General features: G+C 46.4%; 24 protein-coding genes. 18 read left to right on the forward strand and 6 right to left on the reverse strand.

Features of this window, described 5'->3' with window-relative positions:
• The first annotated feature begins 84 nt into the window (after positions 1-84).
• The 6 genes from VL525_RS19485 to VL525_RS19510 all read left to right on the forward strand — a co-directional run bounded on the left by VL525_RS19485 (position 85) and on the right by VL525_RS19510 (position 5,242).
• Positions 85-1,539 (forward strand): TolC family protein, encoded by a 1,455-nt coding sequence (locus VL525_RS19485; RefSeq protein ID WP_325388780.1) that lies wholly within the window; start codon positions 85-87, stop codon positions 1,537-1,539.
• 30 nt (positions 1,540-1,569) lie between these two features.
• A complete protein-coding gene (locus VL525_RS19490; protein WP_325388782.1) occupies positions 1,570-2,916 on the forward strand; it encodes an efflux RND transporter periplasmic adaptor subunit in 1,347 nt (448 codons plus the stop codon).
• Positions 2,917-3,094: 178 nt separating this feature from the next.
• Positions 3,095-3,373, forward strand: coding sequence for a hypothetical protein (locus tag VL525_RS19495; RefSeq protein ID WP_325388783.1), 279 nt, complete (start codon positions 3,095-3,097; stop codon positions 3,371-3,373).
• 178 nt (positions 3,374-3,551) lie between these two features.
• Positions 3,552-4,559, forward strand: coding sequence for an NAD(P)H-dependent glycerol-3-phosphate dehydrogenase (locus tag VL525_RS19500; RefSeq protein ID WP_325389033.1), 1,008 nt, complete (start codon positions 3,552-3,554; stop codon positions 4,557-4,559).
• 27 nt (positions 4,560-4,586) lie between these two features.
• A complete protein-coding gene (locus VL525_RS19505) occupies positions 4,587-4,898 on the forward strand; it encodes a hypothetical protein (protein WP_325388785.1) in 312 nt (103 codons plus the stop codon).
• A gap of 77 nt (positions 4,899-4,975) precedes the next feature.
• Positions 4,976-5,242, forward strand: a complete 267-nt coding sequence (locus tag VL525_RS19510; protein ID WP_325388787.1) for a hypothetical protein — start codon at positions 4,976-4,978, stop codon at positions 5,240-5,242.
• Positions 5,243-5,376: 134 nt separating this feature from the next.
• Here VL525_RS19510 and VL525_RS19515 read toward each other — a convergent pair whose 3' ends face one another.
• Positions 5,377-7,206, reverse strand: a complete 1,830-nt coding sequence (locus VL525_RS19515) for a DEAD/DEAH box helicase (protein ID WP_325388789.1) — start codon at positions 7,204-7,206, stop codon at positions 5,377-5,379.
• Positions 7,207-7,373: 167 nt separating this feature from the next.
• Between VL525_RS19515 and VL525_RS19520 the strand changes: the two genes are divergently transcribed.
• Complete coding sequence (locus VL525_RS19520) at positions 7,374-7,607, forward strand: hypothetical protein (RefSeq protein ID WP_325388791.1); 234 nt, start codon at positions 7,374-7,376, stop codon at positions 7,605-7,607.
• Positions 7,592-7,891 carry a type II toxin-antitoxin system RelE/ParE family toxin gene (locus VL525_RS22855; protein WP_414684799.1) on the forward strand — a complete coding sequence of 100 codons (300 nt, stop codon included), beginning with the start codon at positions 7,592-7,594 and terminating at the stop codon, positions 7,889-7,891. Before VL525_RS19520 ends, VL525_RS22855 begins: the two co-directional genes overlap by 16 nt.
• Here the strand turns inward: VL525_RS22855 and lspA are convergent.
• Both lspA and VL525_RS19530 read right to left on the reverse strand, forming a co-directional pair.
• Complete coding sequence (gene lspA, locus VL525_RS19525; RefSeq protein WP_325388793.1) at positions 7,886-8,407, reverse strand: signal peptidase II; 522 nt, start codon at positions 8,405-8,407, stop codon at positions 7,886-7,888. The genes VL525_RS22855 and lspA overlap by 6 nt on opposite strands.
• A gap of 35 nt (positions 8,408-8,442) precedes the next feature.
• A complete protein-coding gene (locus tag VL525_RS19530; protein WP_325388795.1) occupies positions 8,443-8,910 on the reverse strand; it encodes a DUF4293 domain-containing protein in 468 nt (155 codons plus the stop codon).
• Between the two features lie 140 nt (positions 8,911-9,050).
• Here VL525_RS19530 and truA point away from each other — a divergent pair, with 140 nt between their 5' ends.
• Complete coding sequence (gene truA, locus VL525_RS19535) at positions 9,051-9,824, forward strand: tRNA pseudouridine(38-40) synthase TruA (RefSeq protein ID WP_325388797.1); 774 nt, start codon at positions 9,051-9,053, stop codon at positions 9,822-9,824.
• 53 nt (positions 9,825-9,877) lie between these two features.
• Entirely contained in the window at positions 9,878-11,680 is a 1,803-nt protein-coding gene (locus tag VL525_RS19540) for an ABC transporter ATP-binding protein (protein ID WP_325388799.1), read from the forward strand.
• Between the two features lie 34 nt (positions 11,681-11,714).
• Here the strand turns inward: VL525_RS19540 and VL525_RS19545 are convergent, their stop codons facing one another.
• Positions 11,715-11,945: a hypothetical protein gene (locus VL525_RS19545; protein ID WP_325388802.1), complete on the reverse strand. Its 231-nt coding sequence runs from the start codon at positions 11,943-11,945 to the stop codon at positions 11,715-11,717.
• A 286-nt stretch (positions 11,946-12,231) separates the two neighbouring features.
• Between VL525_RS19545 and VL525_RS19550 the strand changes: the two genes are divergently transcribed.
• From VL525_RS19550 to VL525_RS19570, 5 genes are all read left to right on the forward strand, one after another.
• Entirely contained in the window at positions 12,232-13,110 is an 879-nt protein-coding gene (locus tag VL525_RS19550) for a cell division protein FtsX (RefSeq protein WP_325388804.1), read from the forward strand.
• A 121-nt stretch (positions 13,111-13,231) separates the two neighbouring features.
• Entirely contained in the window at positions 13,232-13,429 is a 198-nt protein-coding gene (locus VL525_RS19555) for a DUF3098 domain-containing protein (protein WP_414684803.1), read from the forward strand.
• A gap of 82 nt (positions 13,430-13,511) precedes the next feature.
• On the forward strand, positions 13,512-14,309 hold the full coding sequence (locus VL525_RS19560; RefSeq protein ID WP_325388808.1) for an undecaprenyl-diphosphate phosphatase: 798 nt from the start codon (positions 13,512-13,514) through the stop codon (positions 14,307-14,309).
• Between the two features lie 82 nt (positions 14,310-14,391).
• Positions 14,392-15,126, forward strand: coding sequence for a tRNA pseudouridine(55) synthase TruB (truB, locus tag VL525_RS19565; RefSeq protein ID WP_325388810.1), 735 nt, complete (start codon positions 14,392-14,394; stop codon positions 15,124-15,126).
• Positions 15,127-15,155: 29 nt separating this feature from the next.
• A complete protein-coding gene (locus tag VL525_RS19570; RefSeq protein WP_325388812.1) occupies positions 15,156-16,091 on the forward strand; it encodes a bifunctional riboflavin kinase/FAD synthetase in 936 nt (311 codons plus the stop codon).
• On the opposite strand, the gene VL525_RS19575 is transcribed toward VL525_RS19570, so the two are convergent.
• Positions 16,081-16,707 (reverse strand): LysE family translocator, encoded by a 627-nt coding sequence (locus tag VL525_RS19575; protein ID WP_325388814.1) that lies wholly within the window; start codon positions 16,705-16,707, stop codon positions 16,081-16,083. The two genes, VL525_RS19570 and VL525_RS19575, sit on opposite strands and share 11 nt — an antisense overlap.
• A 169-nt stretch (positions 16,708-16,876) precedes the next feature.
• On the opposite strand from VL525_RS19575, the gene VL525_RS19580 reads away from it, so the two are divergent.
• Positions 16,877-17,800, forward strand: coding sequence for a cobalamin-binding protein (locus tag VL525_RS19580; protein WP_325388816.1), 924 nt, complete (start codon positions 16,877-16,879; stop codon positions 17,798-17,800).
• Positions 17,801-17,962: 162 nt separating this feature from the next.
• Complete coding sequence (locus VL525_RS19585) at positions 17,963-20,503, forward strand: family 20 glycosylhydrolase (protein ID WP_325388818.1); 2,541 nt, start codon at positions 17,963-17,965, stop codon at positions 20,501-20,503.
• A gap of 174 nt (positions 20,504-20,677) precedes the next feature.
• On the opposite strand, the gene VL525_RS19590 is transcribed toward VL525_RS19585, so the two are convergent.
• On the reverse strand, positions 20,678-22,759 hold the full coding sequence (locus VL525_RS19590; protein WP_325388820.1) for a TonB-dependent receptor: 2,082 nt from the start codon (positions 22,757-22,759) through the stop codon (positions 20,678-20,680).
• Positions 22,760-22,918: 159 nt separating this feature from the next.
• Between VL525_RS19590 and VL525_RS19595 the strand changes: the two genes are divergently transcribed.
• A complete protein-coding gene (locus VL525_RS19595) occupies positions 22,919-24,859 on the forward strand; it encodes a gliding motility-associated C-terminal domain-containing protein (protein WP_325388822.1) in 1,941 nt (646 codons plus the stop codon).

Raw genomic sequence — 24,859 nt, forward strand, 5'->3', positions numbered from 1 at the left:
GGTTAGTAATTCACAGCCAACCGCCCTAAAATTAGGAAAATCCGGCCATGAACTATCAACTATGAACCATCAACAGATACATTTATGATTCAAAGTATATTAAAAATTCAAAGGCTGGGCGTAATTATCGGGTTAACGGCAATGGTATTTGCGTCAAAGGCCCGCGCGCAGGAAGTTATCTCGCTTCAAAAGGCTGTGGATATGACACTTGATCGTAACCTTACCATCAAGCAGGCAAAGTTTACCGAGGCGCTGGCTAATGAAGACCTGAAACAGAGCAAATACAACCAGTTACCCAGTGCAAGCGCAAGCCCGACCGCAGGCTGGGGCTTTGGCCGCAGCCCGGTATCGGGTAATTATGCTTACGTTAATCAAACTGTTTTTAACGTTAACGGCTCGGCTACGGTGCAATTTACGCTTTTCCAGGGCGGTCAATTGCGTAACCAGATACTCCAGAACAAACTTCAACTGGATGTAGATAAAACAAGCACAGCCAAAATAAAGAACGACCTTATATTAAACGTGGTAACGGATTACCTGCAGATACTGACCAACCAGGACCTGGTAACTGCCGCGCAGCAGCAAATAGATATTGCCAAGATAACATTGAACAGGACGCAGCAGAGTTTTGACGCAGGCAACCTGTCGCTTGCCGATCTGTCGCAGGCGAAAGCAGGCTTATCCACAGCCGAATATAATCTGACAACCGCACAAAACCAGTTCGATCTTTCTATCCTGGTTTTAAAACAATACATGGAGATGGACCCGAACACTGATATAAAGGTGGAAAGGCCGGACATCAGCAAATTGAATGACATAAAAACGGCTTACGACGCCAACGAGGTATTAAAAACAGCCCTTTCAGTAAACCCCGATGTGAAACTTGCCGAACTGCAGCAGCAGACTTCAGCCCAGGCAATAAAAGTGGCTAGAGGGAACTACTATCCTACCCTGTCTCTTATCGGCAATTTAAATTCGTACTATTCAAGCGCCCAGCAATCGTTCCGCCTGTTGGGCGGTACTACCCCCGAAACGCAAACCATTGGCGTTGTTGACGGAACGGGGCAATTGGTCAAAACCCAGTTCCCGGTTTCCAGTCCTATTTACGGATACTACTCCTTTGGCAACCAGTTCAAAGATAATTTCAACCAGTTTGTAGGTGTCAGCTTGCAAATACCCATATTTAATCATTTTAGCGCGCGCACTTCGGTCAACAAGGCTAAATTGAGCTACGAGAATGCACAGGTTACCACGCAACTGGCTAAAAACACCCTGAGCAAAACCATTACCCAGGCCGTGCTCGACCTGAATGCTGCAGTAAGGCGTTATGCATCGGCGCAGCAAACTTACGAGGCCGATAAAGATGCCTTTAATGTAATGCAGGAAAGATACAATGTAGGGCTGGTGAATTCTCTCGATTACAATACTTCGCTTACCAATTACAACAAGGCCCAAAACGATATGATAGAGGCTAAGTACGAAGTGATCTTCAGGAGTAAGGTGATCGACTATTACCTGGGTAATCAAATAACATTATAAAATTTAGAATCAGAATTTAACAACAATAAAATGGGAAAGACTACTAAATATATTTTGATCTCGCTTGGTGTGCTTGTGGTGTTGCTGATAGTGGGCAAAGCGACAGGTATTATCGGCAAGCCTAAAAAAACGCAGGTCGCTACTGAAAAAGCTGCCGTACGCACGATAAACGAGAGCGTATCCGCCAGCGGAAAGATCAAGGCACACGTCGAAGTAAAGATCAGCCCTGAAGTATCGGGTGAGGTAGTTGAACTGCCCGTAAAGGAAGGCGATGTAGTGAAAAAAGGGCAACTGCTTTGCCGCATCAGGCCGGATATATTGAAATCTGACTATGAGCGTACTGAAGCTGCTTACAACTCGCAGAGAGCCAGTGTAGCAAATGCAGAGCAGATGCTGAAACAAAGCGAAGCAAGTTTCGCCAATATCGAATCGATATACAAACGCGATAAAGTACTTTACGACAAAAAGGTGCTGACCACGGCCGAGTTTGAGGCCGCAAAATCGAATTACCTGGGTGCCAAAGCATCGCTCGAAGCAGCAAAACAAAATGTGGTTGGTGCAAATTTTGGCCTTGCCCAAACCGCGGCATCCGTAAAGGAATCGCAGGCTAACCTGAATAAGACCACTATTTATTCGCCGGTTGACGGGGTAATATCAAAATTATCCATCGAGAGAGGCGAACGTGTATTGGGTACCCAGCAATTTGCCGGTACCGAGATCATGACCATATCCGACCTGGGCCAGCTCGATGTGAATGTTGATGTAAACGAGAACGACATCAATCGTATCAAACTTGGCGACTCGTCAAAGATAGAAGTAGATGCATTTTTAGGAAAAAGCTTTTCAGGGAATGTGATCGAGATCGGCAGCGCGGCCAACGTAGTGGGCAATACCGCCGACCAGGTAACCAACTTTACCGTGAAGGTGAGGATCGATCCAAAATCGTATGCTTCATTACTAAGAAAGAACGCCGCCAACGAATCGCCGTTCCGCCCGGGCCTGACTGCGACAGTCGATATCAATACCAACCATGCCTCATCGCTAGCAGTGCCTATTCAATCGGTAACCACCCGCGAAGAGAAAAAGGCCAATGCAGGCGCGCCGCCAAAAACAGATAATTCATCGACAGATGACAGCAAGCCAAAAGCCACCCCGCTGTCAAAAGAATACGTATTTGTTTACAGCGCGGGCAAAGTAAAGCAGGTACAGGTAACTACCGGCATACAGGATGACAGCTACATACAAGTATTATCCGGGTTGAAAGAGGGTGAAGAAGTAGTATCGGCGCCATATACCGCTATCTCGAAGACCCTGAACGACAAAATGGAAGTGGAGAAGGTCGATAAGAGCAAGCTGTTTAATACCGAAAATAAATAGAAATTAAGTTAAAGTCGGAGTATAGTGGATAAAGGCCTGTGCATTGCATGGGCCTTTTCCTTTTTAGGAGCCTTGTTATTTTCAAGCTTAACCAATAAATCTTTTTTTAACAACGGGGGCTCACTATCTCCAATTTTTACTATATTGACATCCCGCGGCTCACATGCGCGATAGCCCTATGAAAACAGAAAACCAATCCGCTTTTTTAGATCGCATTCTCGACAAACTACGCCCATCCGACCTGCAAAGCCTGGAACACAGGCTGGCCATCAAAAGCCGCGTAGAAAACATATTGGCCGAAACAGGCCTAACAGCTTCAGAACTGGGCCTTCGTATCCGTAAAGAAATGTATGCCCTGCGCACATGGCTGTCGGGCACACGCGACTTGAGGGTTGAAAGCCTTAGCGAATTTTGCCAGTCGTTGCATATTTCGCTGGGAGACCTGGTGCTGGAATAGCTGCCAAACCCGCTATTTTAAAATCATTTCCCATGTACAAAAAACGTCATTTCGAAGATGACCGTGGTACCGCTATTTCCAAAAATTAAATCATTTGCACATTGGCATACCTGCACATCCGCACATCTATTTGCACATCTGCACATCCATCCGCATATTTGCACATCTCAATAGTAATATGATAGGTGAAAAGAACAGGATACTGGTAGCAGGCGGCGGCAGCTGGGCAACGGCAAACATCAAAATGCTTACGGATAACCCAGTCGAAAAAGAGATCTCGTGGTGGATGCGCAGCGAGCAGGCGGCAGAACATATCAGGCAATTCGGCCATAATCCAAATTACCTGAGTTCGGTTGAGATCAAAGTCCCTGCAAAAAACATTTCGACCAACCTGAAAGGTCTTATCGCCAAAGCCGATATTGTATTACTGAACGTGCCTGCGGCATTTTTGAAAGAAGCCCTGGCCGATATAACACCCGAAGATTTTAAGGGGAAAAAAGTAGTGTCAGCCATCAAAGGTATCGTACCCGACGAGAACATGATCATCGGCGAATTTATCAATCAGCGGTATGGCGTTTCCTTTGATGATTTTATGGTGATAAGCGGGCCTTGCCACGCCGAAGAGGTGGCGCTCGAGAAGCTCTCCTACCTCACCATAGCTTCCGGCGACACCGAACTGGCCGCTGAATTTGCAGGCATGCTGGCCACGCGTTATATCAATACCATTGTATCAGACGATATATGGGGCACCGAATATGCTGCGGTATTAAAAAACGTTTACGCTATGGCCAGCGGTATTTGCCACGGTGTGGGCTATGGGGATAATTTTCAATCGGTATTAATATCAAATGCTATCCGCGAACTGGAACGTTTTGTTGCCGCGGTGCACCCTATCGACCGCGATATCAAAGAATCAGCTTACCTGGGCGACCTGCTGGTTACCGCTTATTCCAACTTCAGCCGTAACCGCACTTTTGGCAATATGATAGGGAAAGGCTATACCGTAAAAGCGGCGCAGTTGGAAATGAACATGATTGCCGAGGGCTATTACGCAGTAAATTGCCTGCACGAGGTGAACAAACACTATAAAGTACACATGCCGATATGCACAGCCGTATATGCCATATTATACGAGAAAAGAAGTCCCGTTTTAGAAATGAAACATTTGGCAGGGCAATTGAGTTAATAGCAATACATTAATTCAATTATAGCTATGAAAACATTAGTAAGCGCAGCATTAATTGCTGCCGCGGTATCATTTTCGCTGCACAGTTCAGCCGAAACAGTTAAAAGAGACACTACTTTAGGCAAAAAGATCGGCAATACTGCCAAAAAGGTAGGGCATAAAACGTCCAATATAGCCGCCAACACTGCCTCCCATGTCGTCGATAAAAAATATGAAGGCAAATGCGGCCCCAATGGCGAAACGGTTTATATTAACGAACATTCGCACTATTACTACATCAACAAAAAAGGCCACAGGGTTTATCTTAAAAAATCCGAACTGATGGATAAAAAGATGTAACCTGCCGGAAGGAGGAAACGATCATGGGTAAATACTTTTTAATACTGATACATGTTGCGTGTGCCCTAGCCCTCGTTTTGGAATCGTGCTCAAAACCGATCGGTAAAAAGCTAAAAGGTGAATGGAAAGCGAAAAACGAGAGTACTACGCTGAATATAACCGACAAACAATTCGCGATGGACAGCGACATTACGATGGCTGAGGATTATTTTGTTAAAGGCGATACTATATTTACCTCATTTGAGGGCAACCAGCCTTACAGTAAATTTATCGTACAACAACTTGACGAGCATAACTTGACATTGCTATCGCCCGACTCGATCGTGATGGAATTTACCCGTTGAAAAAAGCCCCGTTACCTACTGGTAAACGGGGCTTAACTAAACTAAACCTAAAACTATCTTTATGATTGGTAACTTGTTATTTGCGATTAGGCACTGTCCCTGATCACAAGTTAACTAATCACTAATTAACCAACTCAAAACCTCCTGCGGCGTTCGCCACGGTCTTCTCGGCGCTTGCCTGAGAAGTCGCGGAAACCACCGCCACCACCGTTAAAGCTGCCCGAACGTTCCCTGTTTCCACCTTCACGATTACCACCTTCTCTGCGGAAACCACCTTCGCGTTTTTCGCCGCCTTCGCGCCTTTTATAGTTAGACGCACCACCGCGACTTTCGTTACTGCTTTCGCCGGAAATTTCTATTCTTACATCGCGGCCCTGGAAGTCAGCGCCCCTGAAACCGTTCTGAACCTTTGCAACGTCGTCATTCGGCACTTCGAAGAAGGAATAAACACCCTTCACATCTATTTTGCCTACGGTTTTTCCGCTGATCTTGGTAGTATTGCAGATATAACCTAACAGGTCGCCGCGGCTAAAACCGTCGACAGAACCTAAATTGATAAACAAACGTGTAAAGTCCGAGCGCATACCGGTACGGTTAAAGCGGTCGCCACCACTATCGTTGCGGCGACTTTCATCGACCGGCGCGTTAAGATCAGGGGCGTTTTTATAGTAATCAAGGAAGCTGTTGAATTCAAGCGAAGCAAAGCGTTTGATGATCTCTTCTTTGCTCAGCTCCTTAAACTCATCCATAATGCGCGGAAGGTATTGTTCTATTTGCTGCTCGTTGACTTCAACATTGTGTACCTTGTGTATCAGCGCAAACAGTTGTTTTTCTACCACATCAAAACCGCCCGGAATTTCCACTTTAACAAAACGCTTGCCGAGGGTTTTTTCTATCTGGCGGATTTTGCCTAACTCTTTACCATTGATGATGGAGATAGATACACCTGTTTTACCGGCACGTGCGGTACGACCACTACGGTGAGTGTAATTCTCAATTTCATCAGGTAACGAATAGTTGATAACGTGGGTAACATCGTTAACGTCGATACCACGCGCTGCAACGTCAGTTGCAATTAACAATTGCAGGCTGCGTTCGCGGTAGCGCTTCATTACCTTGTCGCGCTGCTGCTGCGACAGGTCGCCATGCAGCGAATCGGCGTTATAACCGTCTTTGATCAAAGCCTCGGCAATTTCCTGGGTCTCTATCTTTGTACGGCAAAATACGATACCGAATATTTCAGGATTGAAATCTACAATGCGTTTAAATGCAGCGTATTTATCACGGGCACGTACTACATAGTATTCGTGCTCGATATTTTCGTTGCCTGTATTTTTGGTGCCCATGGTCAGCTCGAAAGGATTCTCCATGTATTTTTTGGCGATCCTTCTTACTTCTGATGGCATAGTGGCCGAAAACAGCCAGGTTTTTTTCTCGTCCGGAGTGGTCGACAAAATACTGTCAATATCTTCCTGGAAGCCCATATTGAGCATCTCATCAGCCTCGTCTAAAACGACGTATTTTACATTGCTGAAATTTATCGCCTTGCGGTTGATAATATCCAGCATACGGCCTGGTGTAGCAACTACTATCTGCACACCGCGGCGTATCTGGTGCAGCTGGTCAGAAATGCTTGCACCGCCATAAACTGCCACAACGTGTACGTTGCGCATATTTTTGGCATAATTTTTCAGATCGTTCGTGATCTGTAAACAAAGTTCGCGGGTTGGGCACAATATAAGCGCCTGCGGATGATTTTCTTCGAAATCAAGTAGTTCCAGTAAAGGAAGTCCAAAAGCAGCAGTCTTGCCGGTCCCGGTTTGGGCTAATCCGACAAAATCGTTGCTGCCTGTCAACAATACCGGGATCGACTGTTCCTGTATTGGCGTAGGGTTTTCGAACCCTAACTCAGTAATGGCATTAACAATATCATGACGGATTCCCAGTTGAATAAATGGGTTCATGAATTTAAATAACGAATCCGGCTCCATCGCCAAATCGGGCGCAAAGGTACGGTTAATTTATGGTAATTCAAATACTGGCGCATCAAATGGAGAAAATGACAATCAGATATTAAATCAATGGTTCTTTTCATTAACGGCAATTCGTTATTTTTGATTTATATTTAATTATGGATATCCAGGCTGAAAAATTAAATCTGATCAGATGGCTCACAAACGTGAGCGATCCATCAATAATCAAACAGTTTATTGCTTTAAGACAACAGCAACAGGCGGATTGGTGGGACGAGATTGATACAGAGGAAAAAGCAGAAATTGAAGAAGGCCTGGCGCAGGCCGACCGCGGTGATGTTCTATCACACGAAGAAGTAATGATCAAATATCAAAGATGGCGTTCCAAATAATCTGGACGAAAAAGGCTTCAGAGGGTTATGACCGGATCATAAATTATTTACAGGAAAATTGGACTGACCGGGAAATTGTAAACTTCATTGCGGAAACAGACAGATTTTTTGAAGTACTTGCACAACATCCTGAGATACTACAGAAAACTTTAAAGCACAAAAATGTTTATCGTGGCCCCATAAATAAGTTAACGATTTTAACTTATCGGGTAAAGCCAAAAGCCAAACAAATTGAGCTGATCAATATAAGGGGAGCCAGGCAAAGGCCATTACGTAACTTATGATTCTGCCTGGACAGGCGACTCCGTTTCAGATGCAGGTTCAGGTTTTTTCTCTGTATAAGCCGCTATCAGCAATCCTATCACACCCGCCGTCACACACATATCTGCCACATTAAAAATACCGGTACGAAAGTTATTGATACCCACGTTCATAAAGTCGGTTACATGGCGATCGTGCGCCAGGCGATCTATTATATTGCCAAGCCCGCCTGCAAGGATCAGCGAAAACGAAAAAAGTTTCAGCCGGTTGAACTCGTGTATCTTCCTCATCACATAAATGAACAACGCCAGCAGGCAAACCAGCGGCCCGATGCTTAGCAGCCAAAAGCTGACAGGTTTGGACAGGTTATCGCCCAGGCTAAGGGCGGCCCCGGTATTCTCGACATATTCCAGTATAATGGTTTTATGGAGATAAGTAATAGGTTCGCGAAACATCAGGTGTTGTTTGGCCAGGTGCTTGGTTACCTGGTCGCACCCGATAAAGAGCACCGACGACAGGCAAAATAACCAGACTTTCATACTATCTTTCATCTTTCCAATCCTTTCATCATGGCCTACCGCAACCGGTCTGCCGATCGCACCAGTTTCTCGTCCTTTTGTATGGCCTTCGCAGCAAGCAGCACCAGTACTATGCTTATCGAACTTAAAAGCGCGCCGATACCGAAATTATTCGTATTCATTACAAACCCGTCGGTAGCCGCTTTTACCGTTTGGGCCATCCAGAAACTGAAGCCGATAATAACGAAAATATACACATAGCACAACATCATTTGTTGCTTACGGTTTTTGTAAAGGAATACCAGCACAAGCGGTAAAATACCCACTGCCGCAGTTGCCGCTATCAGGGCAACAAAAGTTTGTATATGCGCCTGCTGCCCGTTCACATCCTGGAATATACCCGTCACTTTAATAGTTGATGGCACACCGTTGATATAAACATTATGTGCCAGCGGGAACAGGAAAAGCGCGAAGATCACCAAACTGGCGAATAACAAGTAAATGCTTTGTATACGTTGGAGCATGGGTATTTATCGTTTTATTATTGGATAGCTGTATTGCTGATGATGTTACACCTGCAGCCAACTAACACGCAAAGATAAAATTGTTCAGGCTAAAAACATGATACCCAAAACGTAATTCTTAAATCTGTTACCTTTGCCCCGTGTCTGAAAAACAACGGTATTTTATTGAACTGGCTTACAATGGCACCGGCTATCACGGCTGGCAGGTTCAGCCTAATGCAATCACAGTGCAGGAGGTGCTTGATAAGGCCCTGGCCACCGTACTGCGCCAGCCTACGGAGACCATAGGTTGCGGGCGGACAGACACCGGAGTGCATGCTACACAGTTTTTCGCGCATTTTGATGCAGAGGAATTGGACAATGGGCACCCGGCATTGGAGAAGGCCGTCCGCAGTTTAAACTCTGTTTTACCCGACGATATTGGCATTAAACGCTTGTTCCCTATTCATGCCGGGGCGCACGCGCGCTTCGACGCCACGCAGCGGTCATACGAGTATCATATTCATTTCGAAAAGGATCCGTTCAGGCTCAACCGCTCGTGGGAATTGCGCGATAAACCGGATATTGCGCTGATGAATGCCGCGGCGAAGACGATGATGGAATACACTGATTTCAGTTGTTTCAGCAAATCGAACACCCAAACATTTACCAATAACTGTAAAATAGTTCGGGCCGAATGGGTGGAAAATGAAAGCGGGATGGTGTTTCATATCTCTGCCGACCGTTTCCTGCGGAATATGGTGAGGGCCATCGTCGGTACCCTAATGGAAATTGGACGAAAAGAAATGCCGCCTGAAAATATCAGGGAAATTATAGAAAGCAAAAACCGCAGCAACGCCGGAACATCGGTACCGGCCTGCGGGTTGTATTTAACGGAAGTGAAATATCCGTATTTGTTGGGAAGTACGATTTAAGAGTTATGAATTACGATTGTCAAATCAATAATTCAGTAAATCAATAATTAAAAATGTCTGAAGTAACCGGGAAGGCGCTTGATTGGAAACTGCTTGGCAGGGTAATGCACTACGTGCGGCCGTACCGGTCTACATTCATCATTGCTGCCGTCCTAACCGTCTTCCTCGCCGGGAACGCTTTGGTGCAGCCCATCCTGATGCAGCTTACGCTGGACAAATACATCCTCGGCAACGATTACAATGGGTTATTATTGATGGTTGGATTGATGATAGCGCAGCTGGCCATACAAACTATCGTACAGTATAATCAAACTTACCTTACCAACTCGCTGGGGCAATCAGTCATCCGCGATCTGCGTATAGCTGTCTTCAATCACGTCATCAGCCTCCGGCTAAAATATTTCGACCGCACACCTATCGGCATCCTCATTACGCGCACAGTATCCGACCTGGAAACCATAGCGGATATCTTTTCGGAAGGATTGATCTCCATCGTCGGCGACCTGCTGCTGGTTATCGGCATTATTGCTGCCATGCTGGTTAAGGATTGGAAACTGGCATTGATCACCCTGATCCCCATGCCCTTCCTGATGCTATCGACGTATGTATTTAAGGAGGCCATCAAATCAGCCTTCCAGGAGGTGCGCACGCAGGTGGCGCAGCTCAATGCCTTCCTCGCCGAACATATTACGGGCATCAGCATCATCCAGTATTTTGCCCGCGAGGACCAGGAAATGCGGAAATTTAAAGATGTGAACGTAAAGTACCGCGATGCCAATATCCGTTCCAACTGGTATTACTCTATATTTTTCCCGGTGGTAGAGATACTATTTGCGGTATGCCTCGCCTTGTTGGTATGGTATGGCTGCAAAAGGATACTATCCGACGGGCAGATGGCAAGCATTTCGGCCAGCGGCCACCCGGTAACGCCGGGAGTGATACTGGCATTCATCGTTTTACTCAACTTACTATTCAGGCCGATACGGCAACTGGCTGATAAATTCAATACCCTGCAAATGGGGATGGTTGGCGCCGACCGTATTTTCCGCGTGCTGGACACTGATGAGGCAGCCGTGAATACAGGCACGTTAAGACCAACTACCCTGCGCGGTGAAATATCCTTCGAAAATGTGTGGTTTGCCTATAACGAGGAGAATTGGGTGTTGAAGAATATCAGTTTCCATGTAAAACCCGGCGAAACGCTGGCGCTGGTGGGCGCTACGGGGGCCGGCAAATCGTCAACCATCAATATCCTGAATCGCTTTTACGAGATTGGCAAAGGCGAAGTAAAGGTAGATGGCGTAAACATACAGAACTACGAAGTAGGTTTTTTACGCTCGCGTATTGCAACCGTTATTCAGGACGTTTTCCTGTTCAGCGATACCATCGCCAATAATATCAGCCTGAACAACCCTGGTATAAGCCGTGAGCAGATAGTGGCGGCGGCAAAAGACGTTGGCGCGCATGAATTTATTGAAAGGCTTCCCGGCGGATACGATTACAATGTTATGGAGCGGGGCTCCACCTTGTCGTCGGGCCAGGCGCAGCTCATCTCTTTTATCAGGGCATTGGTGTACGATCCCTCCATATTGGTTTTGGACGAAGCGACTTCTTCCGTCGATACTGAAACTGAGATATTGATCCAGAACGCTATTTACAGATTGATGGAGGGCCGCACAGCCATCGTTATCGCCCATCGCTTGTCGACCATACAAAATGCCGACAAGATCATCGTGCTTGACCACGGCGAGATCAAAGAGATCGGTACCCACCAGGAGCTTTTGAAGATAGAACACGGTTATTACCGCAAACTGTACGATCTGCAATTCAATTCGGCGGGCATTGTTAAGCCTTAGGTTTTAATTTCCCAAAAACGCAGTAAGTTATGCCTCAGGGCTGTACCTGGCCTTTGTCCATCCCCTTCTCTTTAGGCGGATTTTTTATAGGTTCTACCGGCTGTTCTTCTCTCTCGTGCTTTTCGGCGATATCCAGTTTCTGCAGCTTATGGGCAGTGTAGTCCTTGTCGTATCCTACTACACTTTTTCCGCCGTTATCATTCGGGCGGTGTGTAGGTGTATCCGAAGGCGATGGCTTATTTTTTGAATTTGCAGGCGTTGTCATGTTATCTTTTTACAATAACAACAGAACCTTGATGCCTTTTGTTTACGGGTAGATCCATCTGCAACTATTACAGTTTTAATACAAAATCAGCAGGTTAATTTACGTAAAAACGGGGATGTTAATTTTTGTTAAAATCGGCGTGAAGCCTTAGCGGTGAGAATAATAATAGCAGATAAAGTTTTACCTTTATCGAACGTTTACTATTTTCGCAGAAATCAGGGATATTGTATTGATGATGATTTGAAGTCTCGAATCGTTAATCTCAAATCCCATATCTGAAAGGCACATGGAAGAATTTGAAGCAAGCGAGTCATCAAAAAAAACAAAAAGCATTTACATATCTACCGTATTCGGTATTGCCATGGTTTTGCTGATGGTTGGCCTGCTGGGTTTAATACTCGTCCATGCTAACAAACTCTCGCGTTACGTAAAGGAAAATATCGTTCTCAATGTTTATGTAGACGAGGGTGCGCACGAAAGCGACGTGCTTCAGCTCCAAAAACAACTGGAAGCTAACCCGATGGTTAAAACCACACAGTATGTAAGCAAGGAATTGGCGGCGCGTAACCTGGAAAAGGACCTGGGCGAAGATTTTGTGAAGTTCCTGGGCTATAACCCCTTGTCGCAGTCGCTGGATGTATATCTAAAGGCAGACTATGCCAACAATACCGATATTGAAAAATTCAAGACCGGCCTGCTTAAAAACCCGATGGTAAAGGAGGTAAAATACCAGCAATCCCTGGTCGACCAGATGAACCAGAACCTTACTTCCATCAGTTTGTTCATCCTGGGCTTTGCAGTAATATTTGTGATATTGTCGGTAGCGCTTATCAACAATACCATCAGGCTGGCTATTTATTCGCAGCGTTTTCTTATCAAGTCGATGCAGTTGGTAGGGGCCACAAAAGGGTTTATACGCAAGCCGTTTATACTTTATGGCATTTGGCACGGCATTTTGGGCGCTTTAATAGCGATCATGATTTTGATGATAACCCTATATGTCGGGCAAAAAGAGATCCCCGACCTGGTGGTGTTGCAGGATTACACCGAGTTCGGTATCGTATTTGTGCTCGTAATAGGTTTGGGTATTTTTATTTCAGCCTTCAGCACCTACCTGGCTGTCAATAAATATTTACGGTTAAAAATTTACAATTTGTACCGTTAATCGGTAATTCAGTCCGTCAATAATTCAATAATTAAAAAAAATGGCACAAACAAAACCAACAACGCCCATAAAAACAACCGCGCCGGCAAGGCCGCAGAACAGGGAAACCAATACCACTCCAATGGCCTTTGTGTTCGACAAAAGCAACTATCGCATGCTTATAATCGCTATAGCCGTAGTTATACTTGGATTCGTCCTCATGTCAGGCACAACCGACATCTATAGCACAACAAAAATTGTTATTGCCCCTGTTGTAGTATTAGGAGGCTTCGCCATTGGTTTCTTTGCCATACTAAAAAAGCCATCAACAAAAAGCTGATTGAGTGAATTGTTAATTGTGTTAATCAAATTAACCCGGTCAACTTACTCCAACCTGATCAAACTTAATCAACTCATCACAGATGAACCTCTTCCAAGTTATTATCCTGGCTATTATTGAAGGGATAACAGAATTTTTGCCCGTATCGTCCACGGGCCACATGGTTGTTGCAAGCGCATTAATGGGCATTGGCACCGACGAGTTTGTAAAGCTTTTCGAGGTAGTGATACAGCTTGGCGCAATACTGGCCGTTGTCGTGCTTTACTTTAAACGCTTCGTGCGCTCGGTCGATTTCTATATTAAACTTGTTATTGCGGTAATACCGGCTGTAATAGCAGGCTTGCTGCTAAAAAAGTACATTGATGTTTTATTGGAAAGCCCTTTGGTAGTAGCCATAGCTTTGGTTGTGGGTGGTGTTATCCTGCTTTTTGTTGATGACTGGTTTAACCGGCCCGTTGTTAAAGACGAAAAGAACATCAGTCACATGACCGCCTTTAAAATTGGCGTTTTCCAGTGCCTGGCAATGGTCCCGGGCGTATCGCGTTCTGCAGCTTCTATCGTAGGCGGCATGTCGCAAAAGCTGAGCCGTACCGCTGCAGCTGAATTTTCCTTCTTCCTGGCCGTGCCTACCATGTTTGGCGCCACGGTAAAGGATCTGTGGGATTTCAAGAAGAAAGGCCTTTTTGATACACCCAACTTTCACCAGGACATTAAGTTCCTCATCATTGGCAGCGTTGTGGCATTTATCGTTGCCATGATAGCTATTAAAAGCTTCATCACTTTCCTGGAAAAACGTGGGTTTAAATTATTTGGTGTATATCGTATAATAGCCGGTGTCGTTATCATCGTTATTTATTTTACCGGAAGCGCTTTACGCTAACCGGTGTAATCAAAAAACAATCGGTGTAATCACAACCTAATCGGTGTAATCATTTATATACCTTTGCGCAAAATACCCGGAATTGAAGAGAACATTCGCTGATATAAATGAATTTGCCGAGGGGCAGTTATTACTGGTAAACAAGCCTTATAAATGGACAAGCTTTGATGTAGTTGGCAAAATACGTAATGCTTTTAAACCGTTAAAGCTAAAAGTGGGCCATGCAGGCACACTCGACCCGCTTGCCACAGGACTGCTTATCATCTGTACCGGTAAAATGACCAAACAGATCGACACCTTCCAGGCCGAAGAAAAAGAATATACCGGCACTATCGTTTTGGGTGCTGATACCCCAACATACGACCTGGAAAGCGAACCCGAACAAAAATTTGCAACCAGTCACCTCACCGAAGGACAGGTAAGAGACACTTGCAAACAGTTCATTGGGGATATTCAGCAATTCCCGCCTGCTCATTCGGCTGTAAAAATTGACGGTGAACGCCTTTACGAAAAGGCCCGCCGGGGCGAGGAAGTAGAGTTACGGGCAAGAAATATCACCATCAGTGCATTCGAAATAACCAGGATAGAATTGCCCGAAGTTGATTTCAGGGTTGTATGCAGCAAAGGCACGTATATACGGTCGCTGGCAAATGATTTTGGCATAGCGCTTGGTAATGCCGCCTATCTTTCGCGGCTGCGCCGCACACGAAGCGGTAATTTCAAAATAGAAGACGCCTGGGAAGTAATGGAATTAGTGAATGCCATAAGGGCATTAAACTCTGTAAAATCAGTGCGATCAGGTAATGGATCCGTGTAATCATTCAAAAAAACTGGTGTAATCAAAAGATGAAAATCTACCATGATATAAATGAATTCGAACCGGTAAAAAATGCCGTTGTTACCATCGGCACTTTTGACGGCGTTCATCTTGGTCACCGAAAGATCATATCGCGGCTGAAAGAACTTGCTGCCGATACAGGCGGCGAAACGGTGATCCTCACTTTCTTCCCGCATCCGCGGATGATCATCCATCCAGAGGATCAGGATTTAAAGCTCATCAATACCATACCTGAGAAAGCGGAACTGCTGGAACAATTAGGCGTCGACCATTTGATCATCACCCCCTTTTCCCGCGACTTCTCCAATCAAACACCTGAAGAATATATCCACCATGTGCTGGTTGAAAAGATCGGCACCAAAAAGATCGTCATCGGCTACGACCACCGTTTCGGCAAGGACCGCCAGGGTGGCCTGGCCGAGTTGCAGCAGTTGGGTCCCGTATATGATTATGATGTTGTAGAAATACCAGAACAAGATATACATGATGTCGCTATCAGCTCCACCCGCATCAGGAACGCTTTATTAGAGGGCAACATTAATCTTGCAAATGAGTTTTTAGGTTACCCGTTTTTCATCACCGGCAAAGTTAACCGCGGCGACCAGATAGGCCGAACCATTGGCTACCCAACGGCCAATATTTTAGTGGAGGAAAATTACAAGCTGATACCTTCCGATGGCATATACGCCGTCAAAGTTTACCTTAACAGCACCGAACATACGGGCATGGGTTACATCGGCCACAGGCCTACTATCAATGGGATGACACGGAATATCGAGGTTAATATTTTTGATTTTAACCGTGATATTTATACTCAGCCCATCAAAATGGAATTGCTGCACTATGTACGCAGCGATATCAAGTTCGAATCGCTTGAGCAATTAACGCAACAATTAGGAAAAGATAAAGAAGACGTTTCTGCCTGGTTGAAACTTAATGTTTAAAAAACACCAGGTAAACCTGCTTTGCAATAGTATAAGCGGCGAAACCGAACAGCAACAATGCCACACCGGTATTGATGGCTTTATTACTCAGGTCCAATTTCCGCTGAACGTACCTGGCCGAGCGCGCGTAAATAAAAAGGCAAAGGAACGCCCCCCCTGCCGAGCCAATGCTAAAAATAATTAACGCAAGCAACCCTGTAGCTATCCATCCATTAGTGATAAGATAACTGCCAGTTATTATCCAAAAAGGTATTTGTACCGGGTTTACAATACCCATAATGATGCCGAACCTGATACTGTGCTGCTTCGACCGCTTTTTGGTTTGGGGGCGCACCTTCCGGTGCCGCCACGCTATTATGCCCATAGTAACGAACAGCACGATCATCACCCAATCCACCACCGTATCCAGGTGCACCTGCTGCGCCAGCCAGTGCACGCCATTCATGATAAACCAGGTAAAAAAGAATTCGACGCAGGAAAAGGCGATAATAAATTTCATAGCCTCCCTCATACCCCTGTTAATGGCTAACTGGACAACGGTAAGGTTGATATTGCCCGGGGGCACGTACCCTATAAAATTGGCTATAATGCCAATGAAAAAGGTGAGGATGATCATCGGAGACGAAAATAACGTTAATGTGCGGATGTGCAAATTACAGATGTGCAAATGATTCGAGCAATTGCACACGCGTAACTCATAATGAAATGAATTTGCACATCCGCACATTTGAAATCTGCACATAAAAAAACGCACATTTGCACATTCAAACATCTGCATATTAAAAATGTACCATCGCATCATATCCCTGCTCCCCGCCGCCACCGAAATTGTTTGTGCCTTAGGGCTTGAAGATAATTTAGTGGGCAGGTCGCACGAGTGTGATTTCCCGGCTTCGGTAAAGCGGCTGCCCGTTTGTTCGGAGGCTAATATACCAGATGGCCTCAGCAGCATCGGCATTGACAAAAAAGTAAAGGAATTGCTATCTGATGCGCTGTCCATCTACACGGTCAACCGGGAAAAAATAAAGGAATTAGCGCCGGACATGGTGATTACCCAGGCACAGTGCGAGGTTTGTGCTGTATCGCTGGAAGATGTGGAAAATGCATTGAAGGGTTACTTAGATAAGCAGTCGCGCATCATCTCCCTGCAGCCAAACAGCCTGGACGACATTTTTAATGACATTCTCAATATTGCATCGGCATCAGGCGTTGCCGGAAGAGGTGAAAAACTCGTCGAAGATTTGCAGGAACGCGTTGACATTATCCGTCATAAGCTTAAGTTCATCGATAATAAGCCCACCGTAGCCTGTATCGAGTGGCTGGAACCCTTAATGATTTCAGGAAACTGGGTGCCGGAACTGGTGTCTATTGCCGGGGGCGGGCCGATATTGGCAGAAGCTGGTAAACATTCGCCTTTTGTGCAATGGGCGGATATTCAGCAACAGGATCCTGATATCATCCTGGTAATGCCCTGCGGTTTTTCCATCGAACGGACCATGAAGGAAATGCATCTTCTGCTTGGTCAGCCCGGCTTTGCGGATCTGAAAGCCGTAAAAAACAACCGCCTTTACATTGCCGACGGCAACCAATACTTCAACCGCCCCGGTCCGCGTATTGTTGATTCGATAGAAATACTCGCCGAGATCATCAATCCCAAACAATTCATTTTTGGGTATGAAGGTGACGGGTGGATTAAGTTTTCTTTATAAAGCCAAAGGGTGTCATGTTGAGGCTCTCGAAACATGCGGGCAAAGGCTCTTACGCGCCCACCTGGAGTGCCTCGGTTTAACATCCATTTTCTCATAAAAAATACTTTTTAAAATTTTTAAAAAAGTATATATTTATCTCCGATAAACCTAATAATTAAATCTATGCGCCATTTTTTACTTATACTGCTCACCTGTGCCGGTATAAATTCGTTTGCTATGCAAAATTTTGATCCACGCGACCTGAGTGTAACCTGGGAAGTGATAAAAAATGACGCGCCGAAACCGGGGCAGTCACTGAATGCGATCACTATTACCAATAACGGAAAAAGTACGCTGCCAGCCTCGGGATGGAAATTGTATTTTAACTCGGCGCGCATGGTTGTGCAGGAAACCCCTACGGGCAATGCTAAAATCGATTTCATCAACGGCGACCTTTTCAGCCTTACACCGACAGCAAGTTTTGGCGAATTGAAGCCAGGCAAGTCGGTACGCATAGAATTTGTGGACGACGACGTGGTGGTGAATACTGTGGATGGGCCGGAAGGCTTTTACCTTGTTTGGGACAACGAACCAACCAAAGGCCATAACCTTGGCGAATTCACCGTAAAACCGTTCAAACCCAGCTATGCGGGTTTGGTAACCCCGGCCATCATTTATGATCAGAATAAGAATATCACGGATGTACCGGAAGAACAACTGACCAAAGTGTTCCCGACTCCGGTGAGTTATAAGGAGACGGGAGGCTATTTTGCACTTAGCAATACGGTCATAAGCACCTTAACAGAATTTAATAAAGAAGCTGATTATCTAAAAAATGAATTGGATAAAACATTTGGGATAAAAACAGTTGTCAGCAGTGGCGACAAGACAAATTCCAAACCTTTTATTGCGTTTGCGCTTAATCCGAATATTGGCCCGGAAGCGTATAATCTAATTGTGACGCCAAAAACTATTGTCATTATGGCATCAGGCTCTGCCGGCGCCTTTTACGGTATCCAGTCGTTATTGACGCTCGTACCACCATCTGCTTATGCCCATCCCCAAAAACAAATACAAATCCCTTGTGTGGAGATCAAAGATGAGCCCCGTTTCGCTTACCGCGCCTTTATGCTGGATGTGGGCCGCAATTTTCATCCCAAAGAAGAAGTATTGCGCATATTGGATGTAATGGCGCTATATAAGCTTAATACATTCCATTTTCACCTTACAGAAGACGAAGGCTGGCGCCTGGAAATACCTGCCCTGCCCGAACTAACGTCTTTCGGCGCAAAACGCAGTCATTCTGTCGATAGCAAAAATTCGCTGCCGGCGTCACATGGCTCTGGCGGCGATGAAAGCAACATTCGCGGGAGCGGCTATTACACTAAGGCCGATTATATCGAAATATTAAAATACGCACAGGCAAGGCACATCACCGTGCTGCCCGAGATAGAAACGCCCGGGCATGCCCGCGCTGCGGTAAAGGCTATGCTGTTCCGGTACAACCGTTTAATGGCCGAGGGCAAAAAAGAGGAGGCCGGGCGTTACCTGCTTAGCGACCCGGATGACAAATCTGTTTACAGCTCGGCGCAGGCCTGGACCGACAATGTGATCAACGTGGCCCTACCGTCTACCTACAATTTTATTGAAACGGTAGTGGACGGCATACAGGCCATATACAAGGAGGCGGGTGTTCCGCTTACCACCATCCATTTTGGCGGGGACGAGGTGCCGCGCGGTGTTTGGGAAAGATCGCCCGCGGTGGATGCTTTCAAAACCGCCCATCCCGAAATACAAAATACCAACGACCTGTGGCACTACTACTACGGCAGGGTAAATGAGATACTAAAGGCAAAAGGACTGAAAATAGCCGGCTGGGAGGAAATGCCCCTGCGCCGCACCAAACTGGACGGCAACCCGGTTTATCTGCCAAACCCCGATTTTGCGTACCAACATTGGCAGGCCGAAGTATGGAACAATACTTTGGGCGATGGCAGCGAGGACCTGGCGTATAAGCTGGCTAATGGCGGCTACAAAGTAGTACTTTCCCCGGTTACTAATTTCTACCTGGATATGGCGCATTACAAATCGTTCGACGAGCCTGGCTATTATTGGGGCGCTTTCAGCGACATCGATAAACAATTCTCTTTTATCCCGTACGATTACTTTAAAAATTCAAAGGTCGACCGGAACGGTTTGCCTATCGACCGGAAGATATTTGTCGGCAAACAGCGGCTGACGGATTATGGCAAAACCAATATCATCGGCTTACAATCCGCCCTGTGGGGTGAAACCATCAAAAGTAACGAGCGGCTGGAATATATGCTGCTGCCACGGTTACTGGCTTTCGCCGAACGCGCCTGGGCCAGCGACCCGGATTGGGCGGAGGAAAAAAATGAAGCGAAAAGTGATTCGCTTTATCAAATTGCATGGGTAAATTTCCTGAACATTATGGGTAAGCGCGAAATGCCAAGGCTGAATTATTTGGACGGCGGTTTTAATTTCCGTATCCCGAAACCGGGCGTTGTATTGCAGGACGGCAAATATTTAGCTAATGTGCAGTTCCCAGGGCTAACTATTCGTTACACTACAAACGGCAAGGATCCTGATGCCAAAAGCCCGGTTTATAAAGATGCTGTGACAAATGGCGGCCAGGGCATAAAATTCAGAGCTTTTGATAACAAAGGCCGCGGCAGCAACGTTACAGAAACAGCTAATCAATAGCTAGCAGCAATAAAGGCGCCAGGACATCTGCGGGCGTCTTTATTGCTCAACCAAAAACCAATAACAAATCGTCATGGCGAGGAACGAAGCCATCCCTGCACATGCAAATCAAACAAGGATAAATATTTTTATGAACGTAACCAGGACAGGCGTCTTTTACACGATCATATTATTCTAAAACATCACGTTCATCCCCGCATAATAATTGCGCGGCGCGGCGGCGTTGTAATACCGGTTTCCCACGGCATTCAGGTCGTTCCCCAGGCTGTATTTCTGGTTCAGCAAATTATCGGCACCGGCATAAAAATCGACGCGCGTTTTCCCTAAGCGGGTTTCCCACCCTCCTTTGAGCTGCACTAAATGATAAGCGCCAGCAAAAGCGCTGTTAGCATCATTCAAAGGCAATTTTGAAGTATAATTATATTGCGCGAACAGGTAGAGACCGGCAGGCAGCCGGGCCTGCAAACTGCTTACCACTACCTGCTCCGGCACGCCGGTCAATTTATTGCCAGAGTAGTTTACGCCATTCTCGTTATAGTTAGCAAAGGTGAATTTATCCAGTGTAACCGAAATATTGAATTGCAGTCCGCGGATAAAATTACTGCTGTTGCGGCGTATCAGCCAATCGCTAAAATACACCTCGAACCCTGGCTGATGCGTATCACCCGCGTTGACATAATAGGCCGTGCCATCGGCGTTCTGCTGCGGCACAATGGCATTATGCAGGTCATAATAGAAAACAGAAGCATCCAAATACATACTTTCGTCGTCGTTCCTTAGCCGGAAACCCGTCTCGTAGTTCCACCCGTCCTCAGCTTTTAACGAGTTGTTGACCACCTGGTCGGTCGGGCGTATTTCCGTTGTCGTTGGGGTGGAATACCCCCTGCTTACTGAAGCGCGCCAGATAAAGTTATTGGTCACTTGGTACGATAACGCTATACGCGGCATCAATTGAGGCGTAAAAGTGCGATTGGTAAACGATGCCTCATTATTCGGGAAGACGTTTCTGAATTCGTAGCCATAAAAATTCAAACTGAGGGCCGCTTCAAGGTGAAGTTTCCTGCTAAAATCAGCAAGATACCTGGCAAAAATAAAATGCTGGTTGGTATGAATTTTATCTAACGCCTGGGCCGTATCACGCACACCGCCCCGGTTGCCATAGCTATTAATGTCCGAATTGGTCTGCTGCCATTCCACGCCAAGGTTAACTTTCCAATTAATCGCGGTATCCGGTTTACCGCTCCATTCAAAATAACTTCGCAGGCCGTAAGTGCCTTCGTAGCGTTGATTGTATGTTGTGATAAAAGGATTAGCGAAATCGACATAAGTACCAAAAACCGAGGTTACGTTTCTTATCCTTTCCGACAGGTGCCACTCATTTACCGCGCCGCCAAAAAGCATTTTTTGCTTTATACCAGCATGTTGCTGAATGGAGCCAGGTATGGTTTTGGTAGCAAGCCGGGCCAGCTGCGGATCGGCCTGGAACTGGCTAAGGGTAAGGCCGCCGGGGGTTTCATAATTGAGCGCCGAATATAGCCCTATCAACTTTAGCTGATCCTTTTGCGAAAAGCTTACCTTATCAAATACCTGCAGGTAGGTACGGTCCATATTGCTGTTTTGCCGGTAACCTGCCGCTGTTTGATAAGCTTCGCTGATGTTGAGCTGATTATTGGCCGAATGGTTTTGCAGCGAGGCATTTTGCCGTACCAGGCCATACGATCCGCCTCCCAGTCCTGCCGCCAGGTAGCTGCTGTCGTTGTACCGGTTTACCGGGTTCAGCAACACAACACCGCCCGAGTTGGCGCCGAACAGGCTTCCATCGGGTCCCTTCAAAACTTCGATACCCTGTACGCTGTTTGGGTCAATGGCATTCAGGTAAGTATTGCCGCCTGCATCGGTCAGCGGCAGCTCATCGTAATATATCTTCACATCCCGAACCCCGAAAGGTGAGCGCAGTAGGCTCCCCCGGATGGATAAACGATAACTCCCCGGCGAGCGTTCCTCCATCCGTACCCCGGGGACAGTATTCAAGGCAGGTACAAGCGAATTTCCCGGCTGCAGCTTTAGCTGCGCGGCGCTAATAACACTTACCGATGCGGGCACGCCCAGCACCGGCTGCTCTGTCAGATAGCCCCTTACAGTAACACCCGATAAATGCCTTGTTGTGTCACGCTTTAAAGAATCGGTGTGGCTGCCCTGTGCAAAGCAGGGAAAAGAAAGAAGCACGCAGATCAGGGTTGGGTATATCTTCGCCATGTATAACAAGCTCGTGTATTTTGTACAATTATGATACTAATTTATCATGGCAAATGAGTTGCAATCTACTAAAATTCACCCCATCACAAAGAATTTACAAATGCGGGCCAATAACTGTAGGCAAAGCCTTAATTTAGCCCTTTGCCGGCCAATTTATAAATGAAACAACGCATTTTAAACCTGTTATTGGCAATATTGCTTTTAACTGTCACAATTGATACCCGCGCTCAAACCTGTACCGGAAGTTTGGGCGACCCGGTAATTAATCAAACTTTTGGGTCGGGCACCAGTATCGTGGGGCCGCCCTTAGCGCCTGGCGTTACTACTTTTACCTATACCAGTAATGTTTGTGCCGAAGATGGGCAGTATACCCTGTTGAGCGCCTCAAGCGGTTGCCATTCCGACTGGCACAATGTGCCGCATGACCACACAGGCGACAAGAATGGATATATGATGCTGATAAATGCCAGTTATGCTCCCAGCATATTTTTCACTCAAAAAGCCAACGGCTTGTGTCCCAGCACAACCTATGAGTTTTCGGCATATATCATGAACATTGGCACTTTGGTCTCAGCCGGTTCCAACTACACCCATCCCGATATTACATTTACCGTACAGGCCAACGACGGCACGGTGTTAGCCACCTATAATACCGGCACGATAATGCCTACAGCCAACCCCGACTGGACTAAATACGGCACCTATTTCGTAACCCCGGCCAATGTAACTGATGTCATCGTCACCATGACCAATAATGCGCCTGGAGGGATGGGAAATGACTTGTTGCTCGACGATATCGCCTTTAGGGCCTGCGGCCCTATCGTACAAACGGGCTTTGGCAGCCTGGCAGCAAACGGCGACCAGGATGTTTGCGAGGGAAGTGATGCCAGTTATACTTTAACATCAAGTGTAGGCCCGGGTTATACCAATCCGCTTTTGCAGTGGCAATTCAATAAAAACAACACCGGATGGACGAATATTGCAGGCGAAACCAACGCAACGTACAATGTTGCTATACCGAACGCGACGGCAGGTACCTATCAATACCGTTTGTCTGTCGGCGAAGGGCAAAATATCAACGCACCCTCATGTTTTGTTAGCTCGTCGCCACTCACGGTTCACGTCAATCCTTTACCGGTGGCATCGGTCGCGCCGCTGCAAACAGTATGTATCGGCGATGCATTAACCATAACGGCATCAGGCGGAGCAAGTTATACCTGGACGGGGCCAGGCTTATCTGCCCGTACCCAAAACCCCCTTATCATCAGCCCCGTCAGTGAAGCAAGCGCAGGAATATACACCGTGACAGCGACTTCGTCAACAGGATGCGTTTCCGCTCCCGTGCAAACAGTTGTCAGGGTCCAGCCGAAAATAGTGGCGTCTGTAAGCGGCGATATAACCATTTGTGCTGGCACGTCCACTACACTGACAGCGACGGGAGGATTATATTATCAATGGACGCCATCGACGGGTCTCGACCATGATAATATTGCTTCGCCACTGGCGTCGCCGTCACAAACCACTACCTACACTGTGAAAGTGAGTAACGACGGCTGCTACGACGATACCAAAACGGTAACAGTAACCGTCAGCAATAACCCAACCGCCGATGCGGGCAAAAATAAGGAGATATTTGAAGGCCAATCGGTAAAGCTCACCGGTTCCATATCCGGCGATAATATTACCGGCTTCTACTGGTCGCCCTCCGATTTCCTGGACAACCCATACGCGTTAACACCCATTGCCACCCCAAACCACGATATTACCTATACCCTCAATGTAGTTTCAGGTAACTGCGGCGAGGCAGCAAGTTCGGTGTTCGTGCGTGTTTATAAGAAAGTGATCGTACCAAACACGTTTACTCCAAACGGGGACGGTGTTAATGATTTGTGGAACATCGAGGCCCTGGTAACTTACCCGGAAAGCCTGACAACAGTTTATACCCGCGGCGGGCAACAGGTTTACAGCAGCATCGGTTATGCAAAACCCTGGGACGGCACCAGTAAGGGAACGCAATTGCCCCAGGGCACCTATTATTATGTTATCGACCTCAAAAACGGTCAGCCTAAATTATCGGGCTGGCTGCTGATAGCACGTTAA

This window comes from Mucilaginibacter sp. (assembly GCF_035492695.1).
In the GTDB taxonomy this organism is placed as follows: domain Bacteria; phylum Bacteroidota; class Bacteroidia; order Sphingobacteriales; family Sphingobacteriaceae; genus Mucilaginibacter.

Bases quoted from the DNA above. Each gene is read 5' to 3' on its own strand.
- VL525_RS19530 (WP_325388795.1), bottom strand. From the start codon at position 8,910: ATGCTCCAACGTATACAAAGCATTTACTTGTTATTCGCCAGTTTGGTG.
- VL525_RS19500 (WP_325389033.1), top strand. From the start codon at position 3,552: ATGATAGGTGAAAAGAACAGGATACTGGTAGCAGGCGGCGGCAGCTGG.
- VL525_RS19580 (WP_325388816.1), top strand. From the start codon at position 16,877: ATGTACCATCGCATCATATCCCTGCTCCCCGCCGCCACCGAAATTGTT.
- VL525_RS19485 (WP_325388780.1), top strand. From the start codon at position 85: ATGATTCAAAGTATATTAAAAATTCAAAGGCTGGGCGTAATTATCGGG.
- VL525_RS19490 (WP_325388782.1), top strand. From the start codon at position 1,570: ATGGGAAAGACTACTAAATATATTTTGATCTCGCTTGGTGTGCTTGTG.
- VL525_RS19495 (WP_325388783.1), top strand. From the start codon at position 3,095: ATGAAAACAGAAAACCAATCCGCTTTTTTAGATCGCATTCTCGACAAA.
- VL525_RS19590 (WP_325388820.1), bottom strand. From the start codon at position 22,759: ATGGCGAAGATATACCCAACCCTGATCTGCGTGCTTCTTTCTTTTCCC.
- VL525_RS19515 (WP_325388789.1), bottom strand. From the start codon at position 7,206: ATGAACCCATTTATTCAACTGGGAATCCGTCATGATATTGTTAATGCC.
- VL525_RS19555 (WP_414684803.1), top strand. From the start codon at position 13,232: ATGGCCTTTGTGTTCGACAAAAGCAACTATCGCATGCTTATAATCGCT.
- VL525_RS19545 (WP_325388802.1), bottom strand. From the start codon at position 11,945: ATGACAACGCCTGCAAATTCAAAAAATAAGCCATCGCCTTCGGATACA.
- VL525_RS22855 (WP_414684799.1), top strand. From the start codon at position 7,592: ATGGCGTTCCAAATAATCTGGACGAAAAAGGCTTCAGAGGGTTATGAC.
- VL525_RS19505 (WP_325388785.1), top strand. From the start codon at position 4,587: ATGAAAACATTAGTAAGCGCAGCATTAATTGCTGCCGCGGTATCATTT.
- VL525_RS19540 (WP_325388799.1), top strand. From the start codon at position 9,878: ATGTCTGAAGTAACCGGGAAGGCGCTTGATTGGAAACTGCTTGGCAGG.
- VL525_RS19550 (WP_325388804.1), top strand. From the start codon at position 12,232: ATGGAAGAATTTGAAGCAAGCGAGTCATCAAAAAAAACAAAAAGCATT.
- VL525_RS19520 (WP_325388791.1), top strand. From the start codon at position 7,374: ATGGATATCCAGGCTGAAAAATTAAATCTGATCAGATGGCTCACAAAC.
- VL525_RS19560 (WP_325388808.1), top strand. From the start codon at position 13,512: ATGAACCTCTTCCAAGTTATTATCCTGGCTATTATTGAAGGGATAACA.
- VL525_RS19570 (WP_325388812.1), top strand. From the start codon at position 15,156: ATGAAAATCTACCATGATATAAATGAATTCGAACCGGTAAAAAATGCC.
- VL525_RS19575 (WP_325388814.1), bottom strand. From the start codon at position 16,707: ATGATCATCCTCACCTTTTTCATTGGCATTATAGCCAATTTTATAGGG.
- VL525_RS19595 (WP_325388822.1), top strand. From the start codon at position 22,919: ATGAAACAACGCATTTTAAACCTGTTATTGGCAATATTGCTTTTAACT.
- lspA (WP_325388793.1), bottom strand. From the start codon at position 8,407: ATGAAAGTCTGGTTATTTTGCCTGTCGTCGGTGCTCTTTATCGGGTGC.
- VL525_RS19585 (WP_325388818.1), top strand. From the start codon at position 17,963: ATGCGCCATTTTTTACTTATACTGCTCACCTGTGCCGGTATAAATTCG.